General features: G+C 70.1%; 18 protein-coding genes. 9 read left to right on the top strand and 9 right to left on the bottom strand.

The features are described from left to right. Positions 1 to 31 precede the first annotated feature (31 nt). Positions 32 to 559 (top strand): GcrA family cell cycle regulator, encoded by a 528-nt coding sequence (locus ACYCO6_RS25850; protein ID WP_459764636.1) that lies wholly within the window; start codon positions 32 to 34, stop codon positions 557 to 559. Positions 560 to 571: 12 nt separating this feature from the next. On the opposite strand, the gene ACYCO6_RS25855 is transcribed toward ACYCO6_RS25850, so the two are convergent. Beyond that, complete coding sequence (locus ACYCO6_RS25855) at positions 572 to 1,468, bottom strand: TAXI family TRAP transporter solute-binding subunit (protein ID WP_459764638.1); 897 nt, start codon at positions 1,466 to 1,468, stop codon at positions 572 to 574. Positions 1,469 to 1,791: 323 nt separating this feature from the next. Here ACYCO6_RS25855 and cysK point away from each other — a divergent pair, with 323 nt between their 5' ends. From cysK to ACYCO6_RS25875, 4 genes are all read left to right on the top strand, one after another. After that, positions 1,792 to 2,766 carry a cysteine synthase A gene (cysK, locus tag ACYCO6_RS25860; RefSeq protein ID WP_459764640.1) on the top strand — a complete coding sequence of 325 codons (975 nt, stop codon included), beginning with the start codon at positions 1,792 to 1,794 and terminating at the stop codon, positions 2,764 to 2,766. Between the two features lie 249 nt (positions 2,767 to 3,015). Further along, a complete protein-coding gene (locus tag ACYCO6_RS25865) occupies positions 3,016 to 3,342 on the top strand; it encodes a hypothetical protein (RefSeq protein WP_459764642.1) in 327 nt (108 codons plus the stop codon). Next, complete coding sequence (locus ACYCO6_RS25870) at positions 3,342 to 3,650, top strand: hypothetical protein (protein ID WP_459764644.1); 309 nt, start codon at positions 3,342 to 3,344, stop codon at positions 3,648 to 3,650. Before ACYCO6_RS25865 ends, ACYCO6_RS25870 begins: the two co-directional genes overlap by 1 nt. Before the next feature lie 2 nt (positions 3,651 to 3,652). After that, on the top strand, positions 3,653 to 3,811 hold the full coding sequence (locus ACYCO6_RS25875) for a hypothetical protein (protein WP_459764646.1): 159 nt from the start codon (positions 3,653 to 3,655) through the stop codon (positions 3,809 to 3,811). A gap of 149 nt (positions 3,812 to 3,960) precedes the next feature. On the opposite strand, the gene ACYCO6_RS25880 is transcribed toward ACYCO6_RS25875, so the two are convergent. Then, positions 3,961 to 4,218, bottom strand: coding sequence for an RAG2 PHD domain containing protein (locus ACYCO6_RS25880; protein ID WP_459764648.1), 258 nt, complete (start codon positions 4,216 to 4,218; stop codon positions 3,961 to 3,963). A gap of 145 nt (positions 4,219 to 4,363) precedes the next feature. Beyond that, positions 4,364 to 6,187, bottom strand: a complete 1,824-nt coding sequence (gene typA / locus ACYCO6_RS25885) for a translational GTPase TypA (protein ID WP_459764650.1) — start codon at positions 6,185 to 6,187, stop codon at positions 4,364 to 4,366. A gap of 478 nt (positions 6,188 to 6,665) precedes the next feature. On the opposite strand from typA, the gene ACYCO6_RS25890 reads away from it, so the two are divergent. Both ACYCO6_RS25890 and ACYCO6_RS25895 read left to right on the top strand, forming a co-directional pair. Further along, positions 6,666 to 9,314, top strand: a complete 2,649-nt coding sequence (locus tag ACYCO6_RS25890) for an ABC transporter transmembrane domain-containing protein (protein WP_459764652.1) — start codon at positions 6,666 to 6,668, stop codon at positions 9,312 to 9,314. Between the two features lie 84 nt (positions 9,315 to 9,398). Further along, positions 9,399 to 10,835: a cytochrome P450 gene (locus tag ACYCO6_RS25895; protein ID WP_459764654.1), complete on the top strand. Its 1,437-nt coding sequence runs from the start codon at positions 9,399 to 9,401 to the stop codon at positions 10,833 to 10,835. On the opposite strand, the gene ACYCO6_RS25900 is transcribed toward ACYCO6_RS25895, so the two are convergent. From ACYCO6_RS25900 to minC (ACYCO6_RS25920), 5 genes are all read right to left on the bottom strand, one after another. Further along, positions 10,825 to 11,709, bottom strand: coding sequence for an alpha/beta fold hydrolase (locus ACYCO6_RS25900; protein ID WP_459773731.1), 885 nt, complete (start codon positions 11,707 to 11,709; stop codon positions 10,825 to 10,827). The two genes, ACYCO6_RS25895 and ACYCO6_RS25900, sit on opposite strands and share 11 nt — an antisense overlap. A gap of 157 nt (positions 11,710 to 11,866) precedes the next feature. Then, the gene (gene minE, locus ACYCO6_RS25905; protein ID WP_459764656.1) at positions 11,867 to 12,208 is read right to left on the bottom strand and encodes a cell division topological specificity factor MinE; all 342 of its coding nucleotides are present in this window, start codon (positions 12,206 to 12,208) and stop codon (positions 11,867 to 11,869) included. After that, positions 12,205 to 13,020, bottom strand: coding sequence for a septum site-determining protein MinD (minD, locus tag ACYCO6_RS25910; protein ID WP_459764658.1), 816 nt, complete (start codon positions 13,018 to 13,020; stop codon positions 12,205 to 12,207). Before minD ends, minE begins: the two co-directional genes overlap by 4 nt. Before the next feature lie 13 nt (positions 13,021 to 13,033). Then, positions 13,034 to 13,762, bottom strand: coding sequence for a septum site-determining protein MinC (gene minC, locus ACYCO6_RS25915; RefSeq protein ID WP_459764660.1), 729 nt, complete (start codon positions 13,760 to 13,762; stop codon positions 13,034 to 13,036). A gap of 110 nt (positions 13,763 to 13,872) precedes the next feature. Next, positions 13,873 to 14,526 (bottom strand): septum site-determining protein MinC, encoded by a 654-nt coding sequence (minC, locus tag ACYCO6_RS25920; protein WP_459773733.1) that lies wholly within the window; start codon positions 14,524 to 14,526, stop codon positions 13,873 to 13,875. Positions 14,527 to 14,737: 211 nt separating this feature from the next. On the opposite strand from minC (ACYCO6_RS25920), the gene addA reads away from it, so the two are divergent. Further along, the gene (addA, locus tag ACYCO6_RS25925) at positions 14,738 to 18,229 is read left to right on the top strand and encodes a double-strand break repair helicase AddA (protein ID WP_459764662.1); all 3,492 of its coding nucleotides are present in this window, start codon (positions 14,738 to 14,740) and stop codon (positions 18,227 to 18,229) included. A gap of 205 nt (positions 18,230 to 18,434) precedes the next feature. After that, positions 18,435 to 18,758, top strand: a complete 324-nt coding sequence (gene trxA / locus ACYCO6_RS25930) for a thioredoxin (RefSeq protein ID WP_010682902.1) — start codon at positions 18,435 to 18,437, stop codon at positions 18,756 to 18,758. 112 nt (positions 18,759 to 18,870) lie between these two features. On the opposite strand, the gene ACYCO6_RS25935 is transcribed toward trxA, so the two are convergent. Continuing rightward, the gene (locus ACYCO6_RS25935; protein WP_459764666.1) at positions 18,871 to 19,767 is read right to left on the bottom strand and encodes an outer membrane protein; all 897 of its coding nucleotides are present in this window, start codon (positions 19,765 to 19,767) and stop codon (positions 18,871 to 18,873) included. Positions 19,768 to 19,880 lie beyond the last annotated feature (113 nt).

The raw sequence follows: 19,880 nt of genomic DNA on the forward strand, positions 1-19,880 counted from the left end.
ATCACGCGGGCCGCAGGGGGCGGAGGGGATAATGGAAGCGGGCCTGGGCTGGACGGATGATCGCGTGGCGCTTCTGCGCCGGCTGTGGGAAGACGGGCAGAGTGCGAGCAAGATCGCAGCGCAGCTCGGCGGCGTCACCCGCAACGCCGTGATCGGCAAGGTCCACCGTCTCGGCCTCGCCGGCCGTGCCAGGGGCGGCGAGGAAGCCCCGGCTCCGGCGCAGCCGTCGAAGGTCGTCGAGATCGAGACCGCCATCGCGGTGGTCGAGACCCAGGCCCCCGAACCGGTGGCGATCCTCTCGCACCGTCCGGCTCCCGAGTTCCCGGCCCCTACGCCGGCTCCCGAACCGGTGGCCCTGCCGATCTCCCAGCGCGTCACGATCATGGACCTGCGGGAATCCATGTGCCGCTGGCCGCTCGGCGACCCGACGACGCCGGAATTCCGGTTCTGCGGCGCCCGCTCGATCACCGGCCTGCCTTACTGCACCCACCACGCCGAGATCGCCTACCAGCCCGCCACGGAGCGGAAGCGGGATCGCCGCGTCGCCTCGTTCCGCTGAGGATCCAGGGTATCAGCGCAGGAGCATCCCGGCCTCGTTGAGGACGCGTGCAGTGGCGGAGTTGATCCAGGCCGCCGGGACGATTTCGACGAGGTTCTTCGGCTGGGCCGCGCCCAGATCGGTCCGTGTGAGTGCGCGGACGAGCCGGTAGGCGGTCTCGCTCGCGAGACCGGGCCGCGCGAGCACGAAGCTCCAGGAGCCCACGGTCTCGATCGGACTGTCCTGTCCCGGGAAGCTGCCGGCCGGCACGGTCAAACGCCTCATTGCCGCTCCGGGTTGCGCCAGCTGCGCGATACCGGCCTCCGGCGGCCCGAAGAAGCGGGCGCCACCTGGCTCCCGCACCAGAGCCCGGAATCCGGGCCAGTCGAGCCCGCCGCCCCAGAGCGCGTCGGCGCGCCCGTCGTGCACCAGGGCCGGCCCCTCGCCGGCCCGATCCAGCAGGATCGGCCGGATGTCCCGCTCGGGATCGAGCCCCGAAGCCGCGAGGACGCTGCGCCCCATGACGGTGAGGCCAGATTTGTGGGTGCCGAGCACCACCCTGCGCCCGCGCAGATCCCCAACGGATCGGATGGGACTCTCCGCCGGCACGGCGAACAGGCCCGGTGTCGGATACATCGGCGCCAAGATGGTCAGGCCGCCGGGCTCGGAGAGAGCCGGGTAGGCGTATTCCCCCTGGACCAAGGCCAGATCGACCCGAGACTCGCGTAGGAGGCCGATATTCTCGGCTGAGCCGCCGCTGGGCCGCGTCTCGATGGCGATCGTCGGATCCGCTGCGAGAATCGCCGAGGCAAAGGCCTCGCCGAAGGCCGGGAAGCCACCCCCCGGCGTCGCGGTCGCCAGCACGACGCGCGTTGCCTCGGCGGACCAGACCGGTCGGGCCAGAACGAGCCCGAGACCCGCCAGGACCATCCCCCGCCGAGTCGGCCACCCGCGGCCGGCGTTGCATTTTCGAACAGAGAACACGCGTACCACCTCCCTCGAAACCGCGACGGCGGGCCGCCCCGGAGAACAATATTCTCTCAAGCCGGCGCCCGTCAGAGATGTCGTTCCATAACTGGCGGCAATCCCGCGCAAGGGCGAAAAGAACTTTCGCAAAGGGCACTTAGGCCGATTGCTCCGGTCGCGGTGACGCGATATCGCAGCCTCCTGTCCGCGGGCCATCAGCCGCTCCCCTTGGCCCAGCCCAACCGGACCCGACATTGACCCGACCCCCTGAGAGCAGGAGTTCTGCGATGGCCGATTCCCTCAATGCGCCGGCAAAGGTCGGCCATGGCCGTGTCTATGGTTCGATTACCGAGACCATCGGCAACACCCCGCTGGTGCGCCTCAACCGTCTGCCGAAGGAACACGGGGTCGATGCCGAGATCCTGCTGAAGCTCGAATTCTTCAACCCGATCGCCAGCGTCAAGGACCGTATCGGCGTCAACATGATCGACGCGCTGGAGGCTTCGGGCAAGCTCCAGCCCGGCGGCACGCTGGTGGAGCCGACCTCCGGGAATACCGGCATCGCGCTCGCTTTCACGGCCGCGGCACGAGGCTATCGCCTGATCTTGGTCATGCCGGAGACCATGTCGCTGGAGCGGCGCAAGATGCTCGCCTTCCTGGGGGCGGAACTGGCGCTCACCCCCGGCGCTCAGGGCATGAAGGGCGCGATCGCAAAGGCCGAGGAGCTCCTGAAGGAGATCCCCGGCTCCGTAATGCCGCAGCAATTCTCGAACCCTGCCAACCCCGAGATCCACCGGAAGACCACCGCCGAGGAGATCTGGAGCGACACCGGTGGCAAGCTCGACGCTTTCGTGGCGGGCGTGGGCACCGGCGGCACCATCACCGGCGTCGGCGAGGTGCTGAAGCCGCGCCTTCCGAACCTGAAGGTCTTCGCCGTCGAGCCGGAGGATTCGGCGGTGATCTCGGGCGGCCAGCCCGGCCCGCACAAGATCCAGGGTATCGGCGCGGGCTTCATCCCCGACAACCTCCACACGGACATCCTCGACGGCGTGCTGAAGGTCTCCAACCAGACCGCCTTCGAGACTGCTCGGGCGCTCGCCCGACTGGAAGGCATCCCGGGCGGCATCTCGACCGGCGGCAACGTCGCCGCGGCGCTGGATCTGGCCAAGCGGCCGGAGTTCCAGGGTAAGCGCATCGTCACGGTCGCCTGCTCCTTCGCCGAGCGCTACATCTCCTCGGCGCTCTTCGAGGGGATTGGCTGAGCCACTCCCCCGCCGCGCCGGTTCCGATCGGAACCGGCGCCTCGTCCCCATCGACGGTCAGCCGTTGGAACCCGGCGGCCGCGGGCGAGTGTCCGCACCTCCAACCCAGACCCGCCTTCGTTCGGCCTGCAACGCTCAGCCAGCACGGATCGTCTCCGGAGGGCGTCGCCACGCGATCGGCGGTGCCGACGCAACCCTCCTCTCCCGCCTCCGTTGTCCCGCGACACCCTAGGCGCTGAGGCAGGAGCCATGACAGAGCAGACCGGACGACCGTCGCTGAAGGATTTCGGCGCCGACGCCGACCGCAACGGGCAGGATCTCGGACAGGACTCGCCCCTCGACGTCGGACTGGCCGCCAACACGCAGGCCGACCTCAAGCGCGACCCGGCTGGAGATGCCCAAGCCGCGCGGGTCGCCTCGGGCACGCCCGGTTCCGATGCCACCGAAGCGACCGAGGCGGAGACGCCGCGGAAGAACCTGGATACGTTGCGAGGTAAGGGTGGATCCGGCTCCAACCTCAGCGAAGCGATCGACCGCGCCACCGCGGCGGTCGGGCAGGACGACGGGAAGCGCTGATGGTCAGGCCGACGAGCGATTCCGGCACCGTGACCCGCAAGCCCGACGATAAGGTCGGCTCGCGCGGCACGCCGCCCGCCGGCGGAGGCCACCAAACCCCCGATCAGGCCGCCATCACCGACATGGGGCCGGGCGGATCAGCCCAACCGGAGCCGAAGGAGGGATGGGGCGGCGCGGGCGAGCCGGGGCGGTCGCCGCCGGCGGTCGGCGGATCGTCGGGCGGTCACTCCGATCAGAAGGCGTCGCGAGGTCCGGCCGCGGACGAGAAGGTCGCGGGCGGCCGCTACCGCGCCGAGCGGGAGAATTAGGAATGAGCGAGGGCAAGGAGACCGGCTCGAAGCCGGACAAGCCGAAGAACGTCGCTCCCGACGCGGTCAAAGATCCGACCGAGAAAACCGAGGGCAGGCCCGGCATGGGTCCGCCGGCAGGCGGGACGCAGCAGGATGAGACCGATCCCGGTAGCAGCTGAGACGCCGACGAGACGATCTTGGCCGCGGCTTGCCGGGATCGGTCCGGCTCGGAAGCTATGGGCCTTTTAGGATCGGGACCCGCGGCACAGGACACCGCGCTCGTCGGATGGCCCATCGAACGACGAGCCATCGAAACGCTCGCGATCTCTCAGGAGATTCGGAAGGAGATCGGCTCCCGCGCCAATCGCACCTCGTCGGGACGGCAGCCGGCTTCGCTGCAGGCGTAGCGGATCGCGTCCTGCTGCGTCCGGAAGATGCCACCGGCCCGGCCGCCGGTCTCGACCGCCACCCAGTGCCCCTCGCCATCCTGGCCGACGAGGAAGTAGGTCGATGCCCCTGCGTCAACGGATGAGCGAGACTGACGGGACAAGTTCAACGCGACGGACATCGGAGACACGGGGTTCACGCGGCCCTCTCGGAATCGCGCTGCCGAGCTAAGCCACCCGGCGTGAGGGGTCGATGGGCCTGGAATGGGATCGGCATAAGGACCGCATCAGCAACCGGGCCTGAGCGCCCGGTTGCCGGCCGTTCACGTGCGGTGGCCGCTCAGCTCAGGCCGCGGTTTCCTTGGCGCGCTCGGCGCGCTTTCGGTCGTTCGGGTCGAGGATCGCCTTGCGCAGCCGGATCGATTTCGGCGTCACCTCGACAAGTTCGTCGTCCTGGATCCAGGCGAGCGAGCGCTCCAGGGTCATCCGGATCGGCGGCGTGAGGCGCACGGCCTCGTCCTTCGAGGTGGTGCGGATGTTCGTGAGCTTCTTGCCCTTGAGGACGTTCACCTCGAGGTCGTTTTCGCGGTTGTGCTCGCCGACGATCATGCCCTGGTAGACCTTCCAACCGGGCTCGATCATCATCGGGCCGCGATCCTCTAGGTTCCACATGGCGTAGGCCACCGCCTCGCCCTGGTCGTTGGAGATCAGGACGCCGTTGCGCCGGCCCGGCATCTCACCCTTGTAGGGCTCATAGGCCTTGAACAGCCGGTTCATGATGGCAGTGCCACGGGTGTCGGTGAGGAGCTCGCCCTGGTAGCCGATCAGGCCGCGCGTCGGGGCGTGGAAGACGAGCCGCAGGCGATTGCCGCCCGAGGGACGCATCTCCAGCATCTCGGCCTTCCGCTCGGACATCTTCTGGACGACGACGCCGGAATGCTCCTCATCGACGTCGATCACGACCTCCTCGACCGGCTCCAGCAGGGTGCCGGACTCGTCCCGGTCGAACACCACCCGCGGACGCGAGACGGCGATCTCGAAGCCCTCGCGGCGCATGGTCTCGATCAGGATCGAGAGCTGCAGCTCGCCGCGGCCCGAGACGTAGAAGCTGTCCTTGTCGGCCGCCTCCTCGATCTTGAGGGTGACGTTGCCTTCCGCCTCCTTGAACAGGCGGTCGCGGATCATGCGGCTCGTGACCTTGTCGCCCTCGGTGCCGGCGAGCGGGCTGTCGTTGACGATGAACGACATCGTCACGGTCGGCGGGTCGATCGGCTGGGCCTGGATCGGGGTCTCGACCTGCGGATCGCAGAAGGTGTCGGCCACCGTGCCCTTCACGAGGCCGGCGATGGAGACGATGTCGCCCGCCTCGCCAACCTCGATCGGCGCGCGCTCCAGGCCGCGGAAGGCCAGGATCTTCGAGACGCGGCCGGTCTCCACGACCTTGCCGTCGCGCGAAAGCACCTTGATCGACTGGTTCGGCTTCACGGTGCCGGCGGCGATGCGGCCGGTGATGATGCGGCCGAGGAACGGGTTGGCCTCCAGCAGCGTGCCGAGCATGCGGAACGGGCCTTCCTCGGTCCTGGCCTGGGGCACATGCTCCAGGACGAGATCGAAGAGCGGGGCGAGGCCTTCGGACTGATCGCCGTCCGGCGAGGTCGACATCCAGCCGCTGCGGCCCGACCCGTAGAGGATCGGGAAGTCGAGCTGCTCGTCCGTGGCGTCGAGGGCGGCGAAGAGATCGAAGACCTCGTTCACCACCTCGTTGATGCGCGCATCCGGCCGGTCGACCTTGTTGATGGCGACGATCGGGCGCAGGCCGATCTTGAGAGCCTTGCCGACCACGAACTTGGTTTGCGGCATCGGCCCCTCGGCCGCATCGACCAGCACGATCACGCCGTCGACCATCGACAGGATGCGCTCGACCTCACCGCCGAAATCGGCGTGGCCGGGCGTATCCACGATGTTGATGCGGGTATCCTTCCAGACAACCGAGGTCGCCTTGGCCAGGATGGTGATGCCGCGCTCCTTCTCGAGGTCGTTCGAATCCATCGCCCGTTCCTCGACCCGCTGATTCTCGCGGAAGGTCCCGGACTGGGCCAGCAGCTTGTCGACGAGCGTCGTCTTGCCGTGGTCGACGTGAGCGATGATGGCGATGTTGCGCAGCTTCATGGCGGCCCGAAACGGGTTGTGCCGGCTCTCTGGCGGCCGCGCGGCGCGGCCGTCCGCGCCGGTTCAGGTACGGAGTCGTGGTGGTTGCGTCGCAATATAAGGACACGGGCTCGCCGGCAAGGCCGCTGAGGACATGGCGGGGTCGCCTGGTCCGGATTGCTGGGGGGTGTCGGTTCGCGGAGCGCCTGCGGCCACGCTCTCGAGCCTGCGCGATCCGAACGGGTTCGGCCGGCTGACATCCGGAAGATTCGTGGCGAAGTGTGCACGGCCGCATTGCGGCGGCGCCCAACGGCGCCTCCAACGCCCTATATGACCGTTCGATGACACCGGGGCTCGGTCCGCGGCGCCGGCTGCGGCCGCATCGGGTTGAATTGGATGAATTCAGACTGCTCGGGTACCGTATCGGCCGCAGGCCCGCGCGTGGGTGCGGTGATTCGGCACCCATTCAGCCTTGGCAGGCCTTCGCTGGACCGACACGATGCGCGAGCTTGAGCCGCGGCTCTTCCCGTACATTTGGCGCTATTCCAAGGGCGATCAGCTCAAGATCTGCGCCGTGGTCCTGGCCTCGCTGCCGTTCTACTTCGCCTCGCTCGACCTGCCCAAGCGCATCGTCAACGACGCGATCACCGGCAAGGCCTTCTCCCATGGCGAGCCGACCGCCCCGTTCCTGGAACTCACCGTGCAGTGGCCGGCGGCGCTCGGCGGCGGGACGAGCCGGCTGTTCGAGGGCTTTCAACTCGACCGGTTCGAGCTGTTGCTCGGGCTCTCGACCCTGTTCCTGTCCCTCGTCCTGATCAACGGCGCCTTTAAGTTCTGGATCAACCTGCAGAAGGGCGTCCTGGGCGAGCGGATGCTGCGGCGCCTGCGCTTCCAGCTCTTCTCGCTGATGCTGCGCTTCTCCCCGGAGGTGCAGCGGGAGGTGAAGTCCTCCGAAACGGCGACGATCATCCGTGACGAGGTCGAGCCGATCGGCGCCTTCATCGGCGACGCGATCGTGGTGCCGGTTTTCCAGGGCACCCAGGCTGCCACCGCCCTCGCCTTCATCATGATGCAGAACGTGTGGCTGGGTCTCGCGGCCGGCGGCATGGTGGGCGTGCAGATGACGGTGATCCCGCGGCTGCGGCGCGAGATCATCCGCCTCAGCCGCCGGCGCCAGATCGCATCGCGCAACCTCGCCGGCCGGGTCGCGGAGGTGCTCGACGGGTTGCCGGCGGTGCTGCTCAACGACACCGGCCGCTGGGAGCGGGCGGAGATCGGCGGCCGGCTCTACGGCCTCTACGACCTGCGTCTGCGGATCTACCGGCGGAAATTTGCTGTCAAATACCTTAACAACCTGCTCGCGCAGGTGACGCCGTTCCTGTTCTACGCGATCGGCGGCTATTTCGCCCTCAAGGGCGAGCTCGATATCGGTCAGCTCGTGGCCGTGCTCGCCGCCTATCGCGACCTGCCGCCGCCGCTCAAGGAGCTGATCGACTGGGATCAGCAGCGCCTCGATGTCGAGGTGAAGTACGAGACCGTGGCGGCGCATTTCGGGCCGCAGCGACTGCGGCCGGCGGAGCAGGAGCTGGAGGGCCCGCCGCCCCGCCTGGGCAGCCCGCTCCGGGTGGAAGGCCTGGCTCTGCGCGACCCGCAGGGAGGCGCTCCGGTGGAGGTCGGCGATGCCGAGGTGCGCCTGCCGGGACGCCTGGCCCTGGCTCCGCCCGGCCCGGTAGCGCAGGAATTCGCACGCGTCCTGGCCGGATTGCAGCCGCCGCCCGCCGGTACGATCCGGATCGGCACGCACGACCTGTCGACGCTCCCGCGGCCGATCCGCGCCCGCCGCATCGCCTTCGCGGGGAGCGAGCCGGTCCTCTTCCCCGGGACGGTCCGCGACAACATCCTCTACGGTTTGCGCCTTCATCCGCTGCGGACGAACGGCCTCGATCTCAGCAAGACGCGGATCAACGAAGCGGTGAAGACCGGCAACCCCTGCGACAGCATCGACGACCCCTGGATTGACTATCAGCGCCTCAGTGTCCGCGACGCCGGGGAACTCGACGAGCGCCTCCTCGATCTTCTCGGGCGCCTCGATCTCGGGGACGACCTTTACCGGTTCGGCCTCGGCGCCCTCAGCTCCGTGGCCCACGACACGCCGGTGGGCCAGCGCATGATCGCGGCGCGCGAGCACCTGCGCGAGCATTTCGCTCGCAGCGGCCTCGCCGACTTGGTGATCCCGTTCGCCCGCGGCCGATACAACGAGCAGGCGACCGTGGCGGAGAACCTGCTGTTCGGGGTGCCGCGCGACCCGACCCTGAAGGAGCCGCAGCGGCTCGCCGGAGTCCCTCTGTTCCGGGCGGCTCTGGAGAAGGTGAAACTGCTCGATGAACTCGACCGCATGGGCGTCGCCATCGCCCGCAACCTGAAGGACATTTTCAGCGACGTTCCGCCCGGCCATCCGCTGTTCCGGCGCTTCTCGCTGATCACGCCGGATGCCCTGCCGGACTACCTGCGCCGGCTCGCGCGCGTGCCCGCCGAAGGGCGCCTGAGCGAGGCGGACAGCGTGGCCTTCCTGGCGCTCGCGCTGGCCTATGTGGAGCCGCGGATGCGCTTCGGCCTGCTGGATCAGCCGCTCACCAGTCGGATCGTCGGCGCCCGGGGCGTCGTGCAGGGTTTCATGCACGGCGAAGACGGCTGTGACGTCGAATCCTACGATCCCAACCGGATCAACCCGCGCAGCACCGTGCTCGACAATCTGCTGTTCGGCCGTATCGACACCGCGCGGATGCACGGCGAAGCGCTGATCCAGCGGGAGGCGCGTGCGGTGTTCCGGGAGTTCGACCTGGAGCGGCCAATCCAGCGGCGCGGTCTGGAGAAGGAGGTCGGCAATCGCGGGCAGCTCCTGGCGGAGCGTGTCCGGGTGCGGATCGGCCTCGCCCGGGCCATGCTGCGGGATCCGGAGATCCTGGTGGTCGACCGGGTGGACGAGCATCTTGAGCGCGGTGTGGAGACGCTGCTCGACGTAACGGGCTCGGTCCTGCCCCGCGCAAGCTTGGTGGCGAGTCTCTCGGCGGAGGCGGATCTCGCCCGGTTCCCGGCGCGGCTGCAGGTTCGGTCTGCCGAGACGCGCCTGCGCACCGCCGCCGAATGACGCAAGCGTGACCGCTGCAGGGGGCGCGTGCGGCCCGGCGCGGCAGTTTACAGGGATGGCCGTCTCCGGCACAGGAGGGACCACATGCCCATGCTATCGGACGTGCCCGCGATCCCGGACCGGACGAAGGCGAGCCTCGCCGGGCTGCCCCGCGTGGTGCCACCGCACCGCGCGCCGCCGGAGCGCGAGTTGCCGCTGCCGGCCTATCTGCGCACGATCCGCGACAACGGGCTGGAGGGCTTTCCCAGGCGGGCCTTCGAGGAGCCGGTGACCCGCCGCGGACTGCTCGGCCGCTCCAGCTTCATCCTCAATGACCCCGACGCGATCCGTCACGTTCTGGTGGAGAACCAGTCGAATTACGCCCGCACAACCGGGACGCTGCGCATCCTGCGGCCGATCCTGGGTGACGGGCTCCTGATCAGCGAGGGTTCGGCGTGGCGCCACCAGCGCCGCACCCTGGCACCGGCCTTCACACCCCGAGCGATCGACGGGCTGGTGCCCCACATCGCCGCCGCCGTCGGCGAAGGGATGGACCGGATCGCCGCCGAGGCCGCTTCGGGCCCGGTCGACCTGTTCACGTCCTTCTATCGGCTCGCCCTCGAGATCGCCGGGCGCGCCATGTTTTCGGTGGGCATGGACGAGCACGGGCCGGAGCTGCGCCGGTTCATCGCCGAATATGCCGAGCGGATCGGCCGGCCCCACCTCCTCGACATCGTGATCCCGCCGGGCTGGCCGGTGCCGCTCGACTGGCCGCGGGCGCGGTTCCGGCGCCGCTGGATCCCCTTCCTCGACCGGATCATCGCGGCACGCCGGGCCTCGGAGCCCGGCGAGGCCCGTTCGGGCGACCTGCTCGACCTGCTGACGGCGGCGCGCAACCCGGACACGGGCGCCGCCTTCACCCCCGACGAGCTGCGCGACCAGGTCGCGACCATGATCCTCGCCGGCCACGAGACGACCGCCGGGACGCTGTTCTGGGCGGCCTACCTGCTGGCGCTCGCCCCGGAGGTGCAGGAGCGCGTCGCCGCCGAGGCGCGGGGCGCCGACCTCACCGACCCCACCGGATGCCAGAGCGACGGGCGCCTGCCCCTGACCCGGGCGGTGATCGACGAGACGCTGCGCCTCTACCCGGCCGCCTTCGTGGTGGTCCGCCGGGCGCTCGGCCCGGACGTGGTCGCAGGCTACGCGGTGAAGAAGAGCGACATCGTGATGGTGAGCCCGTGGGTTCTGCACCGGCACCGAGGCCTCTGGACGGATCCCGAGGCCTTCGATCCCGGCCGTTTCCTGCCGGGGGCGCCGCCACCGCCGCGCTTCGCCTACCTGCCCTTCGGGGCTGGCCCGCGGGTCTGCATCGGCGCGCAGTTCGCGCTGAGCGAGGCCGTTCTGACCCTGGCACGGCTGGTGGCGCGGTTCCGACTGGTACTGGATGAGCGCGAGCCGATCCTGCCGCACGCGGTGGTCACCACCCAGCCGGACCGGCCGTCCCGATTCCGGCTGATCCCGCGGGATCCGGTCAGCCCTTGATCCCGGTGATCGTCGCCGAGGTGGCCCGCGGATCGCGCATCGGCCAGCGGCCGCTCTCGGCCTGCGCGAGGAAATCGTCGAGCAGCCGGTTGTAGGCATCCGGCTCCTCGACGGAGAGCGCGTGACCGGTATTCGGCAAGACCGCCAGGCCGGCCGACGGGATCACCCGCTTCAGCATCAGACTCGGGGTGAGGCAGGGCCAGTCCTCGTCGCCGGCGACGATCAGGGTCGGCGCCGTGATCCGGGCCAAGGCATCGGTGAGGTCGTAGAGCGAGGGACGCCCCTTCTGCACGCCGGCCTGCGTGTTCGCCGACCCGACCGCCGAGTGCTCGGCGAGCATCCGCTTGAATTCGGCATGCCCTCGCGGGTCCTTGTTCTCGAACTGGACCCGCGTCGGCCCGTAGGCATAACGCTCCGCGAAGGCGGCCATCCCGTCCCGGCGCAGGATCTCCGCGGTGGCATCGGCCTCGGCGCGGAACAGCGCCTGCCGCTCCGGTTCCGCGCCGTAGCCGCAGCCGCCCAGGCAGAGCGACAGGGCCCGGTCGTGGTGGCGCAGCCCGAAATGCAGGGTGGCGAAGGCGCCCATCGAGATCCCGGCCACGTGGGCGCGGGGCGCACCGATATGGTCGAGGATCGCCAAGATGTCGTCGGCGGCGCGGGCCTGCGAGTAGGCCGACTCGGCTTCCGGCACGTCGGAGGGCGGATAACCCCGGGCATTGAACGCGATGGCGTGGTAGCGCCGGCCGAAATGGCGGAGCTGCGCCTCGTAGCTTCGGTGGTCGCCTGCGAATTCGTGCACGAAGATCAGCGGCGTCCCGCGCCCGCTCTCCTCGTAGTGGAGCCGGATTCCGTCATCCGTCATGGCGCTCGGCATGGTGATCCCGTCTGCGATCTCCCCCGAGAGCCCGAACATGGGGCGCCGGCACGCCCGGTCGAGGGCGAATTCGGCGGGCCGACATGGCGAAGCCGCACCCGGCGGACCGGGCGCGGCTCGCGGTTTCCTATAGCGGCGGGTTCAGTCCCGGCCGGGCTCAAGCGGCCTTCTTGGACGAGGCCGGCTTGGCGCTCCCCTTGTTGGCCGCGACCTCGGCCAGCTTGGCCGCCAGCTTCGCGTCGAGCTTGGCCGAGGCGCCGAGCGGCAGCTCGATGTCGAGGCCGAGCGTCGAGACGCCCTCGCCGCGCTCCAGGGTGACCTTCACCTTGTCGGGCTCAACCGCGACGTGGTTGGAGATCACCGCCAGGATCTCCTCGCGGAGCTGGAGTACGAGGTCGGGGCGACCCGACTCGGCCCGCTCGTGGGCGAGGATCAGCTGCAGGCGGTCGCGGGCGACCGCGCCGGAGGTGCGCTTCTGGAAGATGCCGAGGATGCTCATGCCGCCCTCCGCATGAACAGCTTGTCGAGGAAGGACTTGCGCTCGACCGGAAGGCTCATGGGCACGTTCTCGCCCTTCAGCCGGCGGGCCGCGTCCGCGTAGGCCCGCGCCGGGGCGCAGAGCGGGTTGTTCAGGGTCACCGGGCAGCCGAGGTTCGAGGCGCGCAGCACCTCCTGGCTCTCCGGGATGATCGCGAGCAGCGGGATCGACAGGATGTCGAGCACGTCCTCGGTCTTGAGCATGTCGCCGCGGTCGGCCCGCATTGGGTCGTAGCGGGTGAGGATCAGGTGCTTCTCGATGTCCTCGCCCTTCTCGGCCTTGGCGGTTTTCGAGTCGAGGAGGCCGATGATCCGGTCGGAGTCGCGCACCGAGGAGACCTCGGGGTTGGTGACGACCACCGCCACGTCCGCGTGGTGCATGGCGAGCTGGGCGCCCCGCTCGATGCCGGCGGGCGAGTCGCAGATCACCCAGTCAAACTTCTCGCGCAGCTCTTCCATCACCCGGGCGACGCCCGCGTCGGTGAGCGCGTCCTTGTCGCGGGTCTGCGAGGCCGGCAGCAGGTGCAGGGTCTCGAGCCGCTTGTCCTTGATGAGCGCCTGCGGGAGCTTGGCGTCGCCGTTGACCACGTTGATGAGGTCGTAGACGACCCGGCGCTCGGCACCCATGACGAGGTCGAGGTTGCGCAGGCCGACGTCGAAGTCGACGACGCACACGCTCTGCCCGCCCTGGGCCAGGGCCGCTCCGAGGGCTGCGGTCGTCGTCGTCTTGCCGACGCCGCCCTTGCCCGATGTGACGACGAGAACCTTTGCCACGCGTCGATCTCCCTTAATCCAGGCTTGCCATTCGGATGTTGCCGCCATCGAGCCAGACCTGGGCGGCCTTGCCGCGCAGGGCCGTACCCATGTCCTCCGCCGTCCGCACGAGGCGGTCGATCCCCAGCAACTCGGGTTCGAATTTGCGGCAGTAGATTCGTGCGCGCGGGTTGCGCGCGGCCCCGGCGATCGCGCGTCCGCGCAGGGCGCCGTAGACGTGGATGGAGCCCCCGGCCAGGATCTCGGCCCCCGAGGAGACCGAGCCCATCACGGTCACGTCGCCGGTCGGGTTGATGACGCTCTGACCGGAGCGGACCGAGCCCTCGACGGTGATCGAGGTGACCACCTGCGGCTCCGGCTCGGCCGGGACGCTCGGGATCTCGACCTTCTCGGACGGGTGTCCCTGAACGAGGAGCGGCGGCAAGCCTTCGACGGCCTTATCGGTGCCCTCGATCCCGAGGACCGTGATGCCGCGGGCCTTGAGCTCACGCATGAGCGTTTCGAGGGCGTCCGGCTCAGGCTTGAGCTGGGCGCAATCCAGGATGACGGCCCGGCCGTTCAGCAGGGTCGGCGAGCGCTTGAGCGCCGCGTCGAGGCCCGCGAGCCACTCGGGAAGTGGCGGCTCGGGGGAGAGGGCCAGGGCCTTGAAGGCCCGTCCGCGCAGGCTGAGCGGCCGGGGCGCGGAAGGAGCCGCCGCGGGGGCGATCTCCGGATCGATCGGCTCGGGGAGGGTCTCGCTCATGTCCGCCCGTTAAGAGTCCTTACCGGACCATTGACGGCGGGTATGGTTACCGAAGGGTTAAGTTTTGGATCCAGTCGGCAAATTCTGCCGGGATCCTGGTATCGAAGTGCTCAACCCCGCTCGAACAGGTTGAGCTTGATCGCATCCTCCAGCAGCCGGACCTCCACGGCCTGCCCACGGAAGGCCGGGTCGAGGTCGTCGGCGGCGCGATAGAGGCCGTCGATCGCCACCAGCTCCGGCTCGAAGCGGCGGCACCAGATCCGCGCCGCCGGGTTTCCCGCAGCACCCGCGATCGCCCGGCCGCGAAGTGCGCCGTAGACGTGGATCGAGCCGCCGGCGATCACCTCGGCGCCCGAAGCCACGGCGCCGAGCACCGTCACGTCACCTTCGAGATGCAGCACGGTCTGACCCGAGCGCACCGGCGTGTCGAGGATCAGCGAGCGGGCCATCTCCTTGGCCGGAGGCTCGGCCGGCGCGGCCTCGCCGGGCGTGGCGACCTCACCGGCCGGACGCCCCCCTGACAGGGCTGGCGGCAGGCCGGCTCCGAGGATCGACGGCGGCGCGCCCTCGATGCCGAGGATGGCGATGTTGCGCGCGGCGAGTTCCGCCAGCAGCCCGTCGAGATCCTCCCGTCCGAGCCGCAGGCCCGCGAGATCGAGGATGACGGGCCGGCCCGCGAAGAAATTGGGCGCGCGCCGGTTTAGGGCGTCGAGATCGCCGAGCCAATCGGCCACGGGAGGCACGGGTGCCAGGACGGTGGCCATGAAGGAGCGGCCGCGGAAGCGGATCGGCGGGCGCGCCGGCTCGGATGTCGGCTGGGTCACGGGCGTATTCGGTGTCGCGGAACGGGTCGCCTGCATCCATGCGGCGGCGGCGCGCTTGGGGCAATCCCGCAACGCCCGGTGTGACGCCTTGCGCGGCTCTCGGGCGCGTTTCTGTTGTAGAGAGAGGCCGCACCCGGCTCGGATCAGACCTTTGAGCAGCGCCAGCACGCACGCGATCAAACCCTTCGTCGTCGACGACCTGACCCGGGCGAACCAGCGCCGGGCGGCCGACCCGCGGGCCTCCGCCTGGGTCTCGGCCAATGCCGGGGCGGGCAAGACCAAGGTGCTCACGGACCGGGTGGTGCGGCTCCTGCTCGACGGGGCGCCCCCCGGCCGGATCCTCTGCCTGACCTTCACCAAGGCGGCCGCTGCCAACATGGCGATCCGCGTCTTCCGGCTGCTCGGGCGCTGGGTGACGCTGGACGACGAGGCGCTCTCCGCCGAACTCGCCGACCTCACCGGCGAGCGGGCCGGGCCGGAGCGCCTGCGCATGGCAAGGCGCCTGTTCGCCCGGGCAGTCGAGACGCCGGGCGGCCTCAAGATCGAGACGCTGCACGCCTTGTGCGAGCGGCTGCTGCATATGTTCCCTTTCGAGGCGAACGTGCCGGCCCGGTTCGTGGTGCTGGACGAGACCAAGGCGCGGGAGATCTTCGACATCGAGATGGCCAACGTTCTGGCCGATGCGGTCTCCAACGGTGACACGCCCTTGAGCGAGGCCCTCGCCCGCGTGACACCGGAAGCGACGGGCGACACGCTGCGCGGCGCGATCCGCGCGGCGATGCGGGCGCGCAGCTTCATCGGCGACACTGCGGGCCTGGAGGACGCCTTCGCGCGCCTCCACGGCGCGCTGGGTCTTGCTGCCGAGGAGTCGGCCGAAGCGATCGAGGCGACGATCCTGGAGGGTGGCCCCGGATGCCGCCCGAAGGACCGGGCCGCTCTCATCGCGGCGCTCCGCACCGGCAAAACCAATGACGAGAAGCTCGCCGAAGCGCTCGCTGCGGCGGAGGCCGAGCGGGTGCGTTCCGACGGAATGCCCGACCGGTCCGAGGCGCTGTCCCTCTACCGCGCGGTGTTCTTCACGCAGAAGGAGGAACCCAAGGCCGACAGCAGCCTCGGGACGAAGAGCGTGCCGGCCGCCGCGAAGGAGACGCTGATTGCCGAGCGCGACCGCCTGGAGGCGCTGTTCGACCGCCTCCGCGCCGCCCGGGCCCATGCCCGCACGCAGGCGCTGTTCCAGCTCGCCGCCGAGATCCACCGCCGGGTCGAAGCCCAGAAGGCCCGGCTGGGCGCCCTAGATTTCGACGACCTGATCCACAAGGCGCTCGACCTGCTCGGCCGGGTCGGAGCCGGCTGGGTCCTGTACAAGCTCGACCGCGGCATCGACCACGTCCTCGTGGACGAGGCGCAGGACACCAACCCGGAGCAATGGGCGATCCTGCGGGCGATCACGCAGGAATTCGCCGCCGGCGAAGGCGCGCGGACCGGCAGCCGCACGCGCTTCGCGGTGGGCGATCCGAAACAGTCGATCTACGGCTTCCAGGGCGCCGAGCCGCGGGAATTTGCCCTGACCCGGGCGGCCTGGATCGCCGAATCGCGCTCGGCCGGGCTGACCTTCGAGGATGTCCCGCTCACCCTGTCATTCCGCTCGACAAGCCTTGTCCTGCGCGCGGTCGACGCGGTGTTCTCCCTCGACGCGCACAACGAGGGCCTGTCCTTCGAGGACACGGTCCGCAAGACCGTTCACGCCAGCGCGCGCCCGGACGCCCCCGGGGCCGTGGAGCTGTGGCCCATCGCCGAGCCCGAGCCGGCGGCCGAACCCGACGCCTGGACGGCCCCGGTCGACGCGCCCGAGACGAGCGCGCCGGCGATCGTCACGGCCCGACGGGTCGCGCAGGCGGTGCGCACCTGGACCACACGGGGCGATGCCACGGGCCGGGTCTGGCGTCCCGGCGACGTGCTGATTCTGGTGCGCAAGCGCGGACCTGCCTTCGAGGAAGTGATCCGCGCGCTCAAAGGTCTCGGCGTACCGGTGGCGGGTCAAGACCGGCTGGAAGTCTCGGCCCATATCGCGGTGGCGGATCTCGTGGCCGCCGGGCGGGCCGGGCTCCTGCCGGCCGACGATCTGACGCTCGCCACTGCGCTGAAGACGCCCCTCGTCGGGCTCACAGACGAGGATCTGGTGCGGATCGCGGCCCGCCGGGACCTGTCCGAGACCCTGGAGGACGCCCTACACCGCCATGCTGCGGCGGGCGATCCCGCGGCGGCGCGCGGGCTCGCGGCTCTGTCCGAATGGATCGCGCTGGCGGGACTCCACGGCCCGTTCGGCTTCTACGCGCGGCTCCTCGGTCCGCAGGGCGGCCGGGCGAGACTGGTCGCCCGACTCGGGGGTGAGGCGGGCGACGCCATCGACGTGTTCCTGGCCGCTGCCGCCCAGGCCGAATCCGGAGAGGATGCGCCCTCCCTCGGCGGCTTCCTAGCGCGATACGTCGGCACGGAGGCTGGTCATACGGTCAAGCGCGACCTGGAATCGGGCCGGGACGAGGTCCGGGTCATGACGGTGCACGGCGCCAAGGGCCTGGAGGCACCCGTGGTCGTCATCATGGATGGCTGCGAGCCCCTCGGACGCAACGACCCGCCGCTTCTGCCCCTGGCCGGGACGGAGGCGGCTCTGCCGCCGGTCTGGTCGAGCGGCAGGACGCAGGATTGCGCCGCGACCGGCGAGGCCCGCTCGGCGCTGCTCACCCGGGCGCGGCAGGAGCACAACCGCCTGCTCTACGTGGCCATGACCCGGGCGGCCGACCGGCTGATCGTCGCGCCCTTCCGCGGGCATGAGCGCGAAACCGAGTCGGCATGGTGCCGGATGGTCCAGGTCGGTTTGGAAGCAGCCCTCGGCACGGGCCGGACGGTCGAGCTGTCCTACGGGCCCGCAATCCTCTGGCAGGACCGCGCCGAGCCGACGGGGCCGGCCGAATCGCCGCGCCTCACGGCGTCTCCCCAATCGGAACCGGACTGGCTGCGCAGCCCCGTGCCACCGGAACCCGAGATCCGCACACTCAGCCCATCCGGCGCGCTCGAGGCGGCGGACGGGGCGCGAGTCCCGCCGCCGCGGCTCGCCGATGCCCAGGCGCGCCGGCGCGGCATCCTCATTCATGCCCTGCTCCAGCACCTGCCCCGGGTCGAGCCCGCGCGCCGGGAGGCGGCCGGCCTCGCCTTCGTGCGGGCGCGGGCCCCCGGATTGCCACGTCCGGCACCCTACGGAATCGTGCGCTCGGTGCTGCGGATCATCGACGACCCGGATCTCGCGCCGCTCTTCGCGCCCGACGCTCGCGCGGAAGTGAGTCTGTCAGGGCGCGTGCGGGCGGGCGGCACCGAGCGGATGATCCAGGGCCGGGTCGACCGGCTCGCCGTGACGGTCGACACGGTGCGGATCGCTGACTTCAAGACCGGACGCCCGCCGGACGCGGACGCGCCGCTGCCGGCCGCCGAGGCCGGTCAGATCGCCCTCTACGCGCAGCTCCTGGCCCAGATCTATCCCGGACGGACGATCTGCCCGATGCTGATCTGGACCTCGGGACCCGTCATCCGGGCGCTCGGCCCCGAGGATATCGCGGCCGCGCTGGACCGGGTCGGGATCGAGGCATGAGGCGGGCTGCCTGACGGACACCCTCTCCGGCCCCGGGTGCTGCATGCGCCAGCGCACATGGCGACGCGCGTCGCCGTGGACGGCGGCGCCGGAACGGCTGGACTTCTTGACCGGGCGTCGACCCGTCGCCAATTCTGACCGGACCGCACGGGCCCCTGCCCGTCCGACTCCGCCCAACGGGCGGCGACTTCCGAAAGGTGACGTTATGGCGACGGTGAAAGTGACCGACGCGAGCTTCGAGCAGGACGTTCTCAAGTCCGCCGAGCCCGTCGTGGTGGATTTCTGGGCGGAGTGGTGCGGCCCCTGCCGTCAGATCGGCCCGGCACTGGAGGAGATCGCCACCGACCTCCAGGGCAAGGTGAAGATCGCCAAGGTCAACGTCGACGAGAACCCGCAGATCGCCGCCCAGTACGGCATCCGCTCGATCCCGACGCTGCTGCTGTTCAAGAACGGCGAGCGCGTGGACCAGAAGGTCGGCGCCGCCCCGAAGGGCGACCTCTCCCGCTGGATCGGCGCGCAGACCGCCTGAGTGAACCGGCAGGACGGTAAAAGGAAAGCCCGGCCGTGAGGCCGGGCTTTCTCGGTTTCGGGACCCAAGCTTGATGTGATCCCGGGCCGAAGCCCGGGATCTCCGTCCGGTCTCAGTACGAGCCGAACTTGTAGTTCACGCCGGCGCGGACGACCGCGAAGGCGTTCTCGTCGCGGCGGGCGTTGGTCAGCGAGAAGACCGGGAGGACGCCGACCGGGGAGATCGCGGCGCCGACCAGCGGCGGGGTAGCGCGGCCGTTGTTGTTGTCGAGGTTCACGTACAGGCCTTCGACCTTCACCGTGACGGCCGAGGAGCGGAAGAAGTTGAGCCAGCTGTCGGTGGGCAGGGCGTACTCGACACCGCCGCCGACGGTCCAGCCGGTGAGGAAGTCGTTGCGACGGCCGGCAAAGTTCTGGAAGGGCACGCGCGCGCCCTGATCGCCCGTGGCATAGGCGAAGCCGCCGGTGGCGTACACGAGGGTACGGTCGAAGGCGTAGCCGAGGCGGCCGCGCACCGTGCCGAAGAAGTCGAGGGTGTTGAGCGCGCCGTTGAGCGGCACGAAGCCCGGGTTGATCGCGGCGGCGTTGGTGGCGAAGCGGGCGCGACGGCCGAAGTCGAGGTACTGAGCGTCAGCCTCGAAGCCGATCACGACACCGTTGCCCGGGCTCAGCTGCCAGTTGTAGCCGATCTGGCCACCGCCGGAGAAGCCTTCGCGGCTGTCGTTGCTGTAGAGCAGCGACGAGCCGAAGGGCAGCAGCGCGGTGTAGGGCACGAGGCCGCCGGGCGTCAGGGCGACGGGGTTGCCGGCGGTCTGGACGAAGCCGCGGGTGGGGTTGCTGCTGGCGTCGAAGCCGTAGCCGGCGTTGAAACCGAAGTAGAGGCCGGTCCAGGTGAACACCGGAACGGGGGTGAACACCGGCGGCGGAGCGGCGCGGCGCGGCAGGTCGGCCGCGGAAGCGGCGGCGGTGAGCGCCGTGAACGCCGCGAGAGAGGTGAGAAGCTTCTTCATTACTGTGATCCCCAGCATAAGCCCGATCGACGGTGAAATTAGGCGATCGAGCCCTCCGAGGATGTAGCTTGGCTGCCACAGCCTGGGAAAAGCGTGGCCGTTGGGCGGTTTCC

The organism is Methylobacterium sp. CM6257, assembly GCF_054611515.1.